The sequence below is a fragment of the Sphingopyxis sp. 113P3 genome (genome assembly GCF_001278035.1).
Classification (GTDB): Bacteria; Pseudomonadota; Alphaproteobacteria; order Sphingomonadales; family Sphingomonadaceae; genus Sphingopyxis.
In genome coordinates this window covers 1,597,213-1,610,568 of the sequence record NZ_CP009452.1, presented here as the reverse complement: position 1 = coordinate 1,610,568, position 13,356 = coordinate 1,597,213, and the positions used below count along the sequence as shown (strand labels likewise).

At 64.4% G+C, this 13,356-nt stretch carries 15 protein-coding genes and 1 pseudogene; 13 read left to right on the top strand and 3 right to left on the bottom strand.

Annotated elements, in window-relative coordinates:
* The first annotated feature begins 37 nt into the window (after nt 1-37).
* The 12 genes from LH20_RS07695 to LH20_RS07645 all read left to right on the top strand — a co-directional run bounded on the left by LH20_RS07695 (nt 38) and on the right by LH20_RS07645 (nt 9,205).
* Nucleotides 38-1,180: an 8-amino-7-oxononanoate synthase gene (locus LH20_RS07695; protein WP_200905449.1), complete on the top strand. Its 1,143-nt coding sequence runs from the start codon at nt 38-40 to the stop codon at nt 1,178-1,180.
* Nucleotides 1,177-1,788, top strand: coding sequence for a dethiobiotin synthase (bioD, locus tag LH20_RS07690; protein WP_053553708.1), 612 nt, complete (start codon nt 1,177-1,179; stop codon nt 1,786-1,788). The genes LH20_RS07695 and bioD overlap by 4 nt, the downstream gene beginning before the upstream one ends.
* 49 nt (nt 1,789-1,837) lie before the next feature.
* Nucleotides 1,838-3,094 carry an adenosylmethionine--8-amino-7-oxononanoate transaminase gene (locus tag LH20_RS07685; RefSeq protein ID WP_053553707.1) on the top strand — a complete coding sequence of 419 codons (1,257 nt, stop codon included), beginning with the start codon at nt 1,838-1,840 and terminating at the stop codon, nt 3,092-3,094.
* A 78-nt stretch (nt 3,095-3,172) separates the two neighbouring features.
* Entirely contained in the window at nt 3,173-3,610 is a 438-nt protein-coding gene (locus LH20_RS07680) for a hypothetical protein (RefSeq protein WP_235527150.1), read from the top strand.
* Nucleotides 3,611-3,669: 59 nt separating this feature from the next.
* Entirely contained in the window at nt 3,670-4,311 is a 642-nt protein-coding gene (locus LH20_RS07675; RefSeq protein WP_053553706.1) for a YceI family protein, read from the top strand.
* 262 nt (nt 4,312-4,573) lie between these two features.
* The gene (gene leuA / locus LH20_RS07670; RefSeq protein ID WP_053553705.1) at nt 4,574-6,238 is read left to right on the top strand and encodes a 2-isopropylmalate synthase; all 1,665 of its coding nucleotides are present in this window, start codon (nt 4,574-4,576) and stop codon (nt 6,236-6,238) included.
* A gap of 324 nt (nt 6,239-6,562) precedes the next feature.
* On the top strand, nt 6,563-7,588 hold the full coding sequence (locus LH20_RS07665) for an integrase core domain-containing protein (RefSeq protein WP_053553662.1): 1,026 nt from the start codon (nt 6,563-6,565) through the stop codon (nt 7,586-7,588).
* A 169-nt stretch (nt 7,589-7,757) separates the two neighbouring features.
* Nucleotides 7,758-7,964 carry a cold-shock protein gene (locus tag LH20_RS07660; protein ID WP_053553704.1) on the top strand — a complete coding sequence of 69 codons (207 nt, stop codon included), beginning with the start codon at nt 7,758-7,760 and terminating at the stop codon, nt 7,962-7,964.
* Between the two features lie 3 nt (nt 7,965-7,967).
* Nucleotides 7,968-8,222 carry a translation initiation factor IF-1 gene (gene infA, locus LH20_RS07655; protein ID WP_053553703.1) on the top strand — a complete coding sequence of 85 codons (255 nt, stop codon included), beginning with the start codon at nt 7,968-7,970 and terminating at the stop codon, nt 8,220-8,222.
* Between the two features lie 43 nt (nt 8,223-8,265).
* Entirely contained in the window at nt 8,266-8,409 is a 144-nt protein-coding gene (locus LH20_RS23485) for a hypothetical protein (protein WP_158501118.1), read from the top strand.
* Nucleotides 8,410-8,437: 28 nt separating this feature from the next.
* On the top strand, nt 8,438-8,632 hold the full coding sequence (locus LH20_RS07650) for a hypothetical protein (RefSeq protein ID WP_053553702.1): 195 nt from the start codon (nt 8,438-8,440) through the stop codon (nt 8,630-8,632).
* A 42-nt stretch (nt 8,633-8,674) separates the two neighbouring features.
* Nucleotides 8,675-9,205 (top strand): GNAT family N-acetyltransferase, encoded by a 531-nt coding sequence (locus LH20_RS07645; RefSeq protein ID WP_053553701.1) that lies wholly within the window; start codon nt 8,675-8,677, stop codon nt 9,203-9,205.
* Nucleotides 9,206-9,224: 19 nt separating this feature from the next.
* Here the strand turns inward: LH20_RS07645 and LH20_RS07640 are convergent, their stop codons facing one another.
* The 3 genes and pseudogenes from LH20_RS07640 to LH20_RS07630 all read right to left on the bottom strand — a co-directional run.
* Nucleotides 9,225-9,770, bottom strand: a complete 546-nt coding sequence (locus tag LH20_RS07640) for a hypothetical protein (RefSeq protein ID WP_053553700.1) — start codon at nt 9,768-9,770, stop codon at nt 9,225-9,227.
* Nucleotides 9,771-9,872: 102 nt separating this feature from the next.
* Nucleotides 9,873-11,144 (bottom strand): RNA polymerase sigma factor, encoded by a 1,272-nt coding sequence (locus LH20_RS07635; RefSeq protein ID WP_053553699.1) that lies wholly within the window; start codon nt 11,142-11,144, stop codon nt 9,873-9,875.
* A 111-nt stretch (nt 11,145-11,255) separates the two neighbouring features.
* Nucleotides 11,256-11,615 (bottom strand): annotated as a pseudogene (locus LH20_RS07630) (YciI family protein); the annotation flags it as partial.
* A gap of 156 nt (nt 11,616-11,771) precedes the next feature.
* Between LH20_RS07630 and LH20_RS07625 the strand changes: the two are divergent.
* A complete protein-coding gene (locus tag LH20_RS07625; protein WP_053556161.1) occupies nt 11,772-13,352 on the top strand; it encodes a bifunctional GNAT family N-acetyltransferase/carbon-nitrogen hydrolase family protein in 1,581 nt (526 codons plus the stop codon).
* Nucleotides 13,353-13,356 lie beyond the last annotated feature (4 nt).

Below are 13,356 nucleotides of genomic sequence, written 5' to 3'. Positions count from 1 at the left end.
AGTTCGTGGAGCCTGCTTTCTTCAAGGGAGCGTGCGAGTGTCGAGCAGCAACTTCCCCTTCCGCGCCCACCGCGCGAACCTGGCAGCGCTCGCGGCCGAAGACCGTCGCCGCAGCTTGAACCCGCGCAAGGGCGTCGATTTCGCTTCGAACGACTATCTTGCGCTTGCCGGCTCCTACGCCTTGAGCGAAGCGATCGCCGCGGGCCTCGAGCGCGGCATTCCCGCAGGCTCCGGGGGTTCCCGCCTCCTGCGCGGCAATCATGCAGAGCATGAGGCGCTCGAAGCCCACGCCGCGCGCCATTATGGCAGCGAGGCCGCGCTCTTCTTCTCGACCGGCTTTGCCGCAAATGCCGCGCTCTTTGCAACACTGCCCCAGCGCGGCGACCTCGTTGTCCACGACGAACTGATCCACGCCAGCGCGCACGATGGCATGAAACTTGGTCGCGCCGGGCGCGTCGACGCACGTCACAATGATGCTCAGGCTTTCGACGACATCATTGGGCGCTGGCGCCGCGGGGGTGGCACCGGCACACCCTGGATCGCCGTGGAAAGCCTCTATTCAATGGATGGTGACCGGGCACCGCTCGGCGACCTCGCCGCGGTCGCCGAACGCCACGATGCGGTCCTTGTCATCGACGAGGCGCACGCCACCGGCGTTTACGGCCCCGCCGGGCAGGGGCTCGCGCACGAGCTCGCGGACCGTGAAAATATCATCACTCTGCATACCTGCGGAAAGGCTTTGGGGTGCGAAGGGGCGCTGCTCTGCGGCCCCGCGATCGTCCGCGACTTTGTAGTCAACCGCGGCCGCCCGTTCATCTTCTCCACCGCGCCCTCACCGCTTGTCGCGTGGCTCGTGCGCCACGCACTTGAGATCGTCGCGAACGAGCCCGAGCGCGCAGCACGGCTCCATGCGCTCGTCCGCCGTGCCGAGACGCGCCTTGCACCGCTCGGCATCGCGGCGAGCGGCAGCCAGATCATTCCCATCCTCATCGGCGACAATGGCCGCACAATGCAGATCGCGGCCGCGCTTCAGGACGCGGGCTTTGATGTTCGCGGCATCCGCCCGCCCACCGTCCCCCACGGCACCGCACGGCTTCGCATCGCGATCACCCTCAACGTCGACGAGCCCGAGATCGACGCGATGGTCGATGCGCTCGCGGCCGCGATGACTGCGGCATGACTCGCCGCTACCTTGTCACCGGTACCGATACCGGCATCGGCAAGACCATATTCAGCGCGGCGCTCGCGGGCGCGCTCGGCCTGCCCTACTGGAAGCCGATCCAGGCGGGACTTGATGAGGAAACCGACAGCGAGACGGTCGCCCGCCTCGCGGGGGTACGCGTGCATCCCGAAGCCTATCGCCTTCGCGCCCCTGCCTCGCCGCACCTTGCGGCCGAGCGCGATGGCATTGCCATCGACCCAGAGGGGCTCGCTCCGCCCGCAGGCGACCTCCTGGTGGAGGGCGCAGGGGGCGCACTGGTCCCGGTGACGCGCAATATCCTTTATGCCGACCTTTTCGCGCGCTGGCAGATTCCGGTCATTGTCTGCGCGCGCACTGCGCTCGGCACGATCAATCACTCCCTGCTCACGATCGAGGCGCTGAAATCGCGCGGTGTCCCGCTCCACGGTGTCGCCTTCATCGGCGAGCCTCATGAAGACAGCGAAACGGTCATCGCCGCATTTTCGGGGGCCAAACGCCTCGGACGCCTCCCGCGGCTCGATCTCCTGACGCGGGAGACGCTGGACGCCGCATTCCGCGAGCATTTTGTCCTTGCGGATTACCCCTGACGGGCCTTGGACCATTTGCGCTCGCGGCGCTCCGGTGTAGGGCCAAAGGATGACCCATGCGCCCCCCTCCCCCGTCTGGCATCCCTTTACCCAGCACGGCCTTGGCGAACCGATCCCGCTGATCGCCCGCGCCCAAGGCGCGCGTCTCTACGATGCGCACGGCAACAGCTGGATCGACGCAATATCTTCCTGGTGGGTCACGACGCATGGTCACGCGCATCCGCGCATCATGGCCGCAATCCGCGCCCAGACCGAAAAGCTCGATCAACTCATTTTCGCCGGCTGGACGCACGAACCCGCCGAAACGCTTGCCGCCGAGCTCATCCGCATCACGCCCGGCCCGCTCACCCGCGTGTTCTTTTCGGACTCAGGCTCCACCAGTGTCGAGGTCGCACTCAAGATGGCGCTCGGCCATTTCGCCAACCGCGGTGATCCGCGCCATCGCATTCTCGTCCTCGAACACAGCTACCACGGCGACACGATCGGCGCGATGTCGGTCGGCGAGCGCGGGGTGTTCAACAAGCCCTATGAGCCACTGCTTTTCGACGTGGGCACCATCCCCTTCCCGCGCGAGGGGATGGAGCAGGCGACCCTCGATGCGCTCGAGGCTGCCTGCGCGCAAAAGCCCGCGGCCTTCATCGTGGAGCCCTTGATCCTCGGCGCCGGCGGCATGCTGATCTATCCCGCCTGGGTCCTCGCCGAAATGCGCAGCATATGTGCAGCGCATGACGTGCTCTTCATCGCCGACGAGGTGATGACGGGCTGGGGCCGCACGGGCACCCGCTTTGCCTGCGAGCAGGCGGGGGTTATCCCGGACATTCTCTGTCTCTCGAAAGGGCTCACGGGCGGCGCGATCCCGCTCGCGGTGACCTTGTGCATCGAGCCGATCTTTGCTTCGCACAAGTCGACTGACCGTGCGCGAAGCTTCTATCATTCATCAAGCTACACCGCGAACCCGATCGCATGCGCGGCGGCCAACGCCAATCTCGAGATATGGCGCGACGAGCCGGTTGCGGAGCGGATCGACGCGCTCGCCCAGGCGCAAGGCGCGCATCTTTCGATGCTGGCGCACGATCCGCGCGTCGCATGCCCTCGCCGCCTCGGCACCATCGCTGCCCTCGACGTCGTCCGGACGGACGCGGGCTATCTCTCAAGCCTCGCTCCCCGCCTCATCGCGTTCTACCGTGACCGCGGGATCTTGCTCCGTCCGCTCGGCAACACCATTTACGTGATGCCGCCTTATGGCATCACGCCCGACGATCTCGCAGAGATCTGGGCGGCGATTGCCGCATCGCTCGAAATCTGATGGCGGGCAGACGCGGTTCGGCTGAGGTTCATCTGCGGCGCATAGACCGGACGCCCGGGGGGTGCGAAGGAATGCGACTTGACGGCCCATGCCCATCTTCTCTTCTCGTTCATCGCCGCCGCAGCGCTCGCGTCGCCGGCGCTCGCCCAGGAAGATGAAAGTCTCGCGCAAACGGGACAGCCGCCGCAGAAGACCTCGATCCTCTACACCTATGGCGATGAACCCTGTCCCGAGGCCGAAGGTGACGAGATTGTTGTTTGCGCGCAGCGGCCCGAATCGGATCGCTACCGCGTGCCCAGGGAATTGCGCGAGGAACTGAAGGATGACGCGCCGGTCGGCGGCGGCAGCTGGACCTCGGCGGTCGAGGGATATGAGAATATCGCGCGCGCGACCCGTCCTGACAGTTGCTCGCCCGTTGGCAGTTACGGCTTTTCAGGCTGCTCGGCGGCGGCGCTGCGCGAATGGCAGGCCGAGCGCCGCGCAAGGAAGCGCGCCGCCGACGCCGCGGACGATTGACGTCCCGCCACCCCTTCGCATAGCCTTTGCGCCCTTGAAAAAATGAGGAGCCTTTCGCCATGCGTATTGCCGCCCCCCTTCTTGCTCTGCCCTTGCTGCTTGCCGTCCCGCTGCTCGCACAGATGCCCACCACTGCCCCCGGCGCGAAGGACGCCGCGCGCGTCACCGGCGGAACCTATCAGGCCGATCCGCATCACACGCTCGTCGGTTGGCGCGTCAATCATCTGGGCTTCAATGATTATTTCGGCATCTTCGGCGATGTGACCGGCACGCTGACGATTGATCCCAAGGCCCCCGCCGAAGCGAAGCTCGACATTAGCATCCCCATTGCCAGTGTCACCGTCGCGAGTGCGGGACTCAAGGATCACCTCCTGCGCGCGCCGGCCGAGAGCGGTGCAAAGCCAGACTTCTTCGGCGCCAACCCCCAACCGGCGCGTTTTGTTTCGACCTCGGTGGTGGTTGACGAGGAAGGCGACGAGGCAAAGGTCACCGGCAATCTCACCCTCAATGGTGTGACGAAACCCGTGACGCTCGACGTTGACTTCACCGGCGCGGGTCCTTCGCCGATGGGCAATGTCGAAACGATCGGTTTTGAAGCTGACGCTGTGATAAAGCGCAGCGATTTCGGTCTCGGCTTTGGCGTTCCGCTCGTCGGCGATGAGGTGAAACTCGAGATCACCGCTGCGTTCGAGAAGAAATAACCGCCGTTCCATTCGGGCCCTGGATCTTTGCGACGCGGAGATCCAGAGCGCTCTGAAGCGCCGGCGCAATTTTCCCACCTTTCCCCTTGCCAATCGCGATATTTTGCATCACTAGGACGGCCATGCAAATGCGCGGTCTTCTTCTTCTGCGACTTACACGCCCTTGGGCGTGACCTCTGGCCTGCGCGACTAGCGGCGGGCCGAACGCCCAAGGGCCTGATCGACACCGCATCCCACTCGAAACGCAGAAGACAACCGACTCATGACCATGCTCCGCGACCCATCGACCAAATACCGCCCCTTCCCGCAGGTTCCGCTGGAGAACCGCCAGTGGCCCTCGCGCACGATTACCAAGGCGCCGATCTGGCTCTCGACCGACCTGCGCGATGGCAACCAGGCGCTCATCGACCCCATGGATGCCGAGAAGAAGACGCGCTTCTTCGACCTGCTCGTGAAATGCGGGCTGAAGGAAATCGAGGTCGGCTTTCCTGCCTCCGGTGCCACCGATTTTGACTATATTCAGAATCTGGTCCGCTCGGGCCGTATCCCCGACGACGTGACGCCGCAGGTGCTGACGCAGGCCCGTGCAGACCTCATCCGCACGAGCTTCGACAGTCTCGAAGGCGCGAAAACCGCAATCGTCCATCTCTACAACGCTGTAAGCCCTGCGTGGCGCCGCATCGTTTTCGGCATGGAAATGCCCGAGATCAAGCAGATCGCGATCGACGGCGCGAAACAGCTGCGCGACAATGCTGCGCGTCTGCCCGGTACCGACTGGCGGTTCGAATATAGCCCCGAAACCTTCTCCACCGCCGAACTCGATTTCAGCATCGAATGCTGCGCGGCGGTGATGGATGTTCTCCAGCCCACGCCCGCGAAGCCGATCATTCTCAACCTCCCAGCGACAGTCGAGGCGGCGACCCCCAACATCTACGCCGACCAGATCGAATATTTCTGCAAGAATCTACCGAACCGCGAGAGCGCGATCATATCGCTCCACACGCACAACGACCGCGGCACCGGCGTTGCAGCGGCAGAGCTGGGCCTGCTTGCCGGTGGCGACCGCGTCGAAGGCTGCCTGTTCGGCAATGGCGAGCGCACGGGCAATACCTGTCTCGTGACCATCGCGCTCAACATGTACACGCAGGGCGTCGACCCTGAGCTCGACTTTTCCGACATCGACGAAGTCATCGCGACGGTTGAATATTGCAATCAACTGCCCGTCCATCCCCGCCACCCCTATGGAGGCGAGCTCGTCTACACGGCATTTTCGGGCAGCCATCAGGACGCCATCAAGAAGGGCTTTGCCGCGCGCGAACGCCAGAACGACGAGCGGTGGGAGGTTCCCTATCTCCCGATCGACCCCGCCGACCTCGGGCGCAGTTATGAAGCGGTCATTCGCGTCAACAGCCAGTCGGGCAAGGGCGGCGTCGCCTGGGTTCTCGAGCAGGACAAGGGGCTGAAGCTGCCCAAGCGTATGCAGGCGAGCTTCAGCCATGTTGTCCAGGCCGTCGCCGACGCGACGAGCCGCGAACTCGGCGCCGAAGATATCTGGCACGCATTCGAGGGCCACTATCTTGCGAGCGAAGGCAAACGTTTCCAGCTCGTCGACTGGGCCGAAACGCATAGCGGCACCGACCGCATCTTCGCCGGCAAGCTTACCATCGACGGCACCGAACGCAGCGTCAGCGGCCGCGGTAACGGCCTCATGTCGAGTGTCGTTGCCGCGCTCGCGGAGTCGGGCGGCCCGGTGATGGACATCGTCGATTACTCCGAGCACGCAATCGGCCAAGGCAGCAACGTGCAGGCAGCCGCCTATGTCGAGTGCCGCACGGCCGACGGAAAGAGCCTCTTTGGCTGCGGGCTCGATACCGATGTCGCGACCGCCAGCGTGCGCGCCATCCTGAGCGCCGCCAACGGAGCATAGACCCTTTTGCAACTGCGCTGCCACCTCCAGGAGGTGGCGGCGCAGCCGCGCGCGGGCGTCGCAATATTCCAGCGAACGGGGTGAGCGCGCCCAGGCGGGGCGCCGAAAGCGATTGCTGCCTCGATTTCTCCCTCCGGAAGCGGCGCGATGCGGTGCAGAGCCCCCGCCCCGCCCCGGCGGTGAACACCTCCAAAACCGGCTCATCCTCGCTCATAAGGGCCTTCTTCCTGACCGGGTCCAGACACATTTGAGACGCGAGGCTTGAGAAAGACTCGGGGGTCTTCGAAGCTGAGGTTGCAACACACCAGCTGAAGGAGACCCCCGATGCAAGTATTTCACCTGCCAGGCCGCGTTAGCAGAACCGCCCAGTTGATGTCTCGCCTGATCGGCGCGAAAGCCCCCGATAGCGAAGCGGCGATCAGGCGAGACATTGTTCATCGCTGGCGGCAGGCCATCCGCGAAGGGCTCTGCGCCGCTGCCGCGGCGAGGGCCGTGGGTGTCCCGCGCGCAACCCTCTACCGCTGGGAGAAGCGGCCGGAGCCGCTGAGCCGAAGGCCACTGCGGGTGCGCCAGCCGCGCTGGTCGCCAGCACTCGCCGAAGCGGTCGAGGAACTGCGGCTCGACAACCCCATGTGGGGCAAGCGCAAGATCGCCGTGCTGCTCGCCCGCGAAGGCTTCATGACCTCCGTCTCGACGGTCGGGCGCATCCTTCGAAGACTCGTCGCCAGAGGAGCAGTCGTCCCCGTGCCCCTGCTGCGCAGAAAACCCGGAGGACGCCGCTTCCGCTACAACAACAAGGAACGACACGCCCGTCGCCTGCCCAAAGGCCTCAGGCCATCGCTCCCAGGCCAGCTGGTCCAGATCGACACGCTCTTCATCAACATCCGACCCGGCAAGGCGATCAAGCACTTCACAGCCTATGATCCCGTCGCAAAGTGGACCCTCGGCAAGGTCGCCGCCAGCGCCACCGCCACCAATGCCACCGCCCTCCTCGACAAGCTCATAGCCGAAGCACCCTTCCCGATCACCGGTATCCAGGTCGACGGCGGCTCCGAGTTCAGGGCTGAGTTCGAGACCGCCTGCCAAATCCGCGGCCTCCCGCTCTTCGTCCTCCCTCCCAAAAGCCCCCAACTCAACGGCGCCGTCGAACGAAACCAGGGATGCTGGCGATACGAGTTCTACGAATCCTACGACCTGCCCCATCGCATCGACCAACTACAGCCATTCGTCGATGCCTTCGCACACCGCTTCAACCACGTCAGGCCACACGAGGCTCTCGACATGAAAACCCCCGCCGAGTACCTCCAGTCCATCAGCTGCGGAAATCTCCAGCAGTCTCATATGTACTGAACCCGGACACTTCCTTGACTTTCCGCACGAAAGCTTCCATATGGCGGAGGCTATCGTCGCCTGCGACGGAAATTTGATACCCCTTTCGGGTGGATTCTTGCCTTCTCACGCTACCAGCTCCGCCGGTGCTTTTGCCGGCGGGTATCTTGTTTCGTGAAAGGAAACACCCATGCCGATCGGCACCGTCAAATTCTTCAATACCGACAAGGGCTATGGCTTCATTGAAAATGAAGATGGCTCGGGCGACAGCTTCGTCCATATCACCGCCGTACAGGCCGCAGGGATGCAAGGGCTGAACAAGGATCAGCGCATCTCCTACGAGCTCGAAACTGGCCGCAACGGCAAGGTGTCGGCGATCAACCTCGAACAGGCCTGATTATTGGCCAAAGAGGAAGCCCTCACCTTCGATGGTGTGATCGACGAAATTCTGCCCGACGCCCGTTTTGGCGTCGTGCTCGAAAATGGTCACCGCATCATCGCCTATACCGCCGGCCGGATGCGACGATTTCGCATCCGGTCGGTCGTCGGCGACGCGGTTCGCGTCGAGATGACACCCTATGACCTTAGCAAGGGCCGCCTCGTCTATCGCGAGCGCGGCAGTGCGCCGGTCAGCGGACAGCGCCAGCGGCGCTGACACCCAATAAATTGAAAATACTGGTAAAATTAAGATACAAATGATGACATTTCAGAATACCACCATTTACCCCGCTCTTCGTGCACTTCCGATGGCCGGAAAGGCGATGCCGGATACCCTGCGCCGCCGCCCGCCCACCTTGTCGCGCCGCGAGCTTCGGCGCCTGATCGCCGACATGGTCGATTGACCTTGCATAGCTAAAGGAGCCTGTCCCCGTGTCGGCCACCATTGAATTCTATCTCGCCCAGGCGGAAAAATGCAGCGAAGAGGCCGCGGCCTCTTCGCTCGTCCAGGTGCGCGAGCGCAACCTGCGCGCCGCCGCGGCGTGGCAAGGAATGGCCGACAAGCTGCTCTACGCCGAAAAGCTGCGTGCGGAAAAAGAGCAGCTGATTGCGGCGGCGAAGAACTAAGAGCTCTTCAGCGGCCCCGGCCAAGGGATATAGAGGAGCGTCATGCTGACGCATCGCCTCGCCGCTCCTGCCGATCTCGACGCTCTTCGCGCCGTAATGGCGCTCGCGATCGGCGAACTCCAAAAAGGGTATCTGAGCGAAGCCCAGATCGCCGCGAGCCATACCATCATGGGTCTCGACACCCAGCTGATCGACGACGGCACCTATTTCATCGTCGAGCGCGAGGGCGAAATCGCAGGATGCGGCGGCTGGTCGCGCCGCACGACACTCTACGGCGGTGACCACAGCACCGGGCTGCGCAATCCTGCGTTCCTCGACCCGGCGAGGGATGCCGCGCGTATCCGCGCCATGTACACCCATCCTCACCATGTCCGCCGCGGGGTGGGACGGCGCGTGATGGCGCTCTGCGAAGAGGCTGCGCTCGCTGCGGGTTTCGCGCACGCCGAACTCATGGCCACGCTTGCCGGCGAACCCCTTTACCGCGCCTGCGGCTACACGCCGATCGAGCATGTCACCGCGGAGGCGAACGGTGTCGCCGTGCCGTTGATCCGCATGGGAAAGGCTCTCAGCTGACCCCAAGGAAAGGGGCGGGTCAGCCACCCGAAGACTGGCGCGCCTTCTTGACCCCTTCGGCGAACTGCGCCGCGGTCACCTTCACCGCGAGCCCCGATTTTGCGAGAAAGAAGGCGGCGCGCGGCATCGTGATATCGCCTTCGCCGGTCGTCATCACTGCGCCCTGCGGCGTGATCGCCTTGATCTTGCCGAGCACCGCGGCGCCATCCGCGCTGCGGACCTCGGCCCCGACCTTGAGCGCCGCATCGACTGCGGCAGCGTCGCGTTCGGCCTCATGGAGCACCGCAAGGATCTTGGCTTTGGTCGCTTTGAGCGCCGGCCCTTTGTCGGTCCGAACGAAGGCGGCGCGCGGGACGACCAGTCCATTTCCCTCGATGGCTACCGCGACCTTGTCGCCCGACACCTTGGCGACGGTGCCAACCTCCTTTCCGTCCACGTCATAGACCTTGGTGCCGGGGGTGAGCTCGGTCGCCGCAACCGCGCCGCTCTTTTGGACGGCCTGCGCGGGACTGGCAGCGAGAATCGCGGCGCTAAGGGAAAGGGCAAGGCCCAAGGCTCTGGTCATGGGGCGACTCCAATTGGAACCCGGCCGCTGATGAACCGCGTGCCGCCCGCCCGCCACGGCCTCACGGACGGGCTGTGTTGCGGACAGGATGGACCGAAGGGATCAGCCCCGGTTCCCCACGCACGACGCCGCGCGAGCGAGCAGGAAATCGCGCTCGCGCGCATTGCCTGCAAGCGCCGCGGCCGCCTCGAACGCAGCCTTGGCCTCGGCATTTCGCCCGGCGCGGAGCAGGAAATCGCCGCGCGCTGCGGGAAGCGGGGCGTAGCTGCGCAGCATCGCCTCATCGGCGATCGCATCGACGAGCGCGAGCCCCGCCTCGGGGCCGAACGCCATGCTGTGCGCCACTGCGCGGTTGAGCTCGACCACCGGTGAGGGCATTACCGCTCGCAACCGATCGTAGAGCCCGGCGATGCGGCGCCAGTCGGTATCCTCGGCGCGCCGCGCGCGGGCGTGGCACGCACCAAGCGCCGCCTGCAGTGCATAGGGACCATCGCCGCCTCCCAGAGCTTCGGCACGGGCAAGCGCTGTCAGCCCTCGCCGGATCAAGAGTTGATCCCAGCGCGAGCGATCCTGCTTTGGCAGTGGCACCAGCGCGCCGCCCGGTCCGACGCGCGCAGGAAGACGCGATGCCTGAATTTCCATGAGCGCGAGCAGCCCCAGCACCTCGGGCTCGGCAGGCATCAACCCTGCGAGAATACGCCCGAGGCGCTGTGCCTCGGCGCAGAGCGGCGGGCGCATTAGATCGGGCCCGCTCGTCGCTGCATAGCCTTCGTTGAAGATGAGGTAGATCACCTCGAGCACCGAGGCGAGGCGCGGTGCGAGTGCCTGCCCACGCGGGACCTCGAACGCCACCCCTGCCTTGGCGATCGCTTTCTTGGCGCGGGTAATCCGCGCCGCGATCGCCGCCTCGTTCGACAGAAAGGCGCGGGCGATCTCCTCGACCGACAGCCCGCCCACGAGGCGCAGCGTCAGCGCGGCGCGCGCCTCGGGTGTGATCACCGGGTGGCATGCGGCGAAAATCAGGCCGAGCAGCTCGTCGCCCAGATCATCGTCGATCCCCGCCTCGATCATCTCAATGCTCATGCAGCGCTCATCATCCCGTTCGCGGGCAATCTCGGCGTGTTTGCGCTCCTGCATCGCCGCGCGGCGCAATCCGTCGATCGCACGACGCTTGCCCGCCGCCATCAACCACGCGCCCGGCCGGTCTGGAACACCCGATTTCGGCCAGTCCGTGAGAGCAGCGAGCAAAGCCTCCTGCGCCAGCTCCTCCGCGCGGCCGACATCGCGCGTCATTCGCGCGAGCCCAGCGATCAGCCGTGCCCGCTCGATGCGGAAGACCGCCTCGATCGCCCTGTGGGTAGGGTCAGCCGCCATGCGCCTGCGTTAGAGGCGCATGGCGGGCAGGACAAGGCATCAGCGCTTCGCGAGCTTTTCGCCAACCCCGTCATGGATCGCAGCGGCTTCGGGCGGAATGAGATCGGCAAAATCCTCCATCTCATAAAGCGGGCGGATTTCGATTTCGCTCGGGCCGAGCATCGGATTGGGGCAGCGCTTCACCCATTCGACGGCTTCGTCCATGTCCTTGACTTCCCAGAGCCAATAGCCCGCGACGAGTTCGCGCGTCTCGGCAAAGGGGCCATCGATCACGGCACGGCTCGGCCCGTCGAACGCAACGCGCTTGCCGAAGGACGAGGGCTTGAGACCGTCGCCTGCGACCAGGATCCCGGCGTTCACAAGCTCTTCGTTGAACTTGCCCATGTCGACAAACATCTGCTCAAGTTCGGGCGAAGGCGTCATGCCCTGTTCGCTGTCCTCGGTCGCCTTTACAAAAACCATCACACGCATCGGCCATCTCCTTGATCGCAGGGGCCGGCAGGGCCTCCTTTCTAGACGACGAAGGAGCGATCGCGAAATCGACAGGCGAGCGAGCATTTTTTTCGCGCCCTCGATTTGGCGGGAACGCTGATTGGACAGCACCGCTGTGCGCCCTATATCAAGCGGATGGACTCCACCCGGCCAAAGCTCGTCATCAGAAACTCCGAAACCCGCGATGCCGCCGCAATCGCGCGCCTGTCGGCGAAGGTCTACGGCCGCGCAGAGGCCTATTCGGCGGCGCAGATCCGCGGCCAGATCAACAATTTTCCCGAAGGCCAGTTCCTCGCCGAATATGAAGGCCAAATTGTCGGCTTCTGCGCGACGCTGATCGTGCCCGAGGAGGCGGCGCTCGCCGATCATCGCTGGACCGCAATCAGCGGGGGCGGCTTTGCGACCCCGCACGATCCCGATGGCGAGATCCTCTATGGCATGGAGGTATGCGTCGATCCTGAATATCGACGGCTTCGTATCGGCCAGCGCTTCTACCGCAAGAGGCAGGAACTGTGCCAGGCACTCGAGCTTCAGGGCATCGCTTTTGGTGGCCGCATGCCGGGTTATGCACGCCGCCGCCGTCAATTTCCCGAACCTGAAGCCTATCTCGCCGCGGTCCTCGACAAGCAGCTTCGCGACCCGGTGATCAATTTCCAGGTCAATCAGGGCTATCAGGTCAAGGGCATCCTTCACGACTATCTGCCGAGCGACCGTGAAAGCGGCGGTCATGCCGTGCTGATGGTCTGGGAAAACCCCCTCGCCCCGCCGCGCGAGAAGGCGAATGCGCGCCATCGCGGTTCGGCGCCCGACCGCCTCCCCGCATCGGTGCGCGTTGCGACCGTCCAGTTCCAGATGCGCGGGATCGACCGCATCGAACAGTTTGAGGAGCAGGTTGAATATTTTGTTGACGTTGCGGCCGATTATGCGGCCGATTTCGTTGTCTTTCCTGAGCTCTACACGCTCGAGCTGCTGTCGATCGACAAGAACAAGCTCCCGCCCGAAAAGGCGATCCTGAAGATCGCCGACTATACCGAACGCTACCTGGCCTTCATGGAGAAGCTCGCGGTCGGCTATAATATCAACATCATTGGCGGCTCTCATCCGACGCGCGTTGAGGGCGGCGATATCCGCAACATCGCCTATGTCTTCCTGCGCGACGGGTCGGTGCACCGCCAGGAGAAGCTGCATCCGACTCCCTCCGAGCGCCGCTGGTGGAACATCAAGGGCGGCTACGGCGCGGATGCGATCAACACCGACTGCGGGCCGATCGGCGTGATGATATGCTACGATAGCGAGTTTCCCGAGCTTGCGCGTCACCTCGTCAACCAGGGCGCGATGATGCTGTTCGTGCCTTTCTGTACCGACGAACGCCGCGGCTATCTGCGAGTGCGCTATTGCTGCCACGCGCGCGCCGTCGAGAACCAATGCTATGTCATTACCTCGGGCGTCGTCGGCAATTTGCCGAACGTTGAGAATATGGACATTCACTATGCCGAAAGCGCGATTCTCACTCCTTCGGATTTTGCCTTTGCACGTGATGGCGTCGCCGCCGACACCGCGGCGAACACCGAGACCATCGCGATTGCCGACTTGAGCCTCGCTGATCTCCTCACCAGCCGCCAGAGCGGCGCGGTGCAAAATCTGCGCGATCGGCGCTTCGATCTCTACCGCGTCGACTGGAAGGACCCCGCCGCCCCGGGGATCGGCTCAAGGTGAGAGG

What these genes read in the sequence shown, in the direction of transcription:
- bioD (WP_053553708.1), top strand. Translation starts at nt 1,177, where the DNA reads ATGACTCGCCGCTACCTTGTCACCGGTACCGATACCGGCATCGGCAAG.
- LH20_RS07685 (WP_053553707.1), top strand. Translation starts at nt 1,838, where the DNA reads ATGACCCATGCGCCCCCCTCCCCCGTCTGGCATCCCTTTACCCAGCAC.
- LH20_RS07675 (WP_053553706.1), top strand. Translation starts at nt 3,670, where the DNA reads ATGCGTATTGCCGCCCCCCTTCTTGCTCTGCCCTTGCTGCTTGCCGTC.
- leuA (WP_053553705.1), top strand. Translation starts at nt 4,574, where the DNA reads ATGACCATGCTCCGCGACCCATCGACCAAATACCGCCCCTTCCCGCAG.
- LH20_RS07665 (WP_053553662.1), top strand. Translation starts at nt 6,563, where the DNA reads ATGCAAGTATTTCACCTGCCAGGCCGCGTTAGCAGAACCGCCCAGTTG.
- LH20_RS07660 (WP_053553704.1), top strand. Translation starts at nt 7,758, where the DNA reads ATGCCGATCGGCACCGTCAAATTCTTCAATACCGACAAGGGCTATGGC.
- LH20_RS23485 (WP_158501118.1), top strand. Translation starts at nt 8,266, where the DNA reads ATGACATTTCAGAATACCACCATTTACCCCGCTCTTCGTGCACTTCCG.
- LH20_RS07645 (WP_053553701.1), top strand. Translation starts at nt 8,675, where the DNA reads ATGCTGACGCATCGCCTCGCCGCTCCTGCCGATCTCGACGCTCTTCGC.
- LH20_RS07640 (WP_053553700.1), bottom strand. Translation starts at nt 9,770, where the DNA reads ATGACCAGAGCCTTGGGCCTTGCCCTTTCCCTTAGCGCCGCGATTCTC.
- LH20_RS07635 (WP_053553699.1), bottom strand. Translation starts at nt 11,144, where the DNA reads ATGGCGGCTGACCCTACCCACAGGGCGATCGAGGCGGTCTTCCGCATC.
- LH20_RS07625 (WP_053556161.1), top strand. Translation starts at nt 11,772, where the DNA reads ATGGACTCCACCCGGCCAAAGCTCGTCATCAGAAACTCCGAAACCCGC.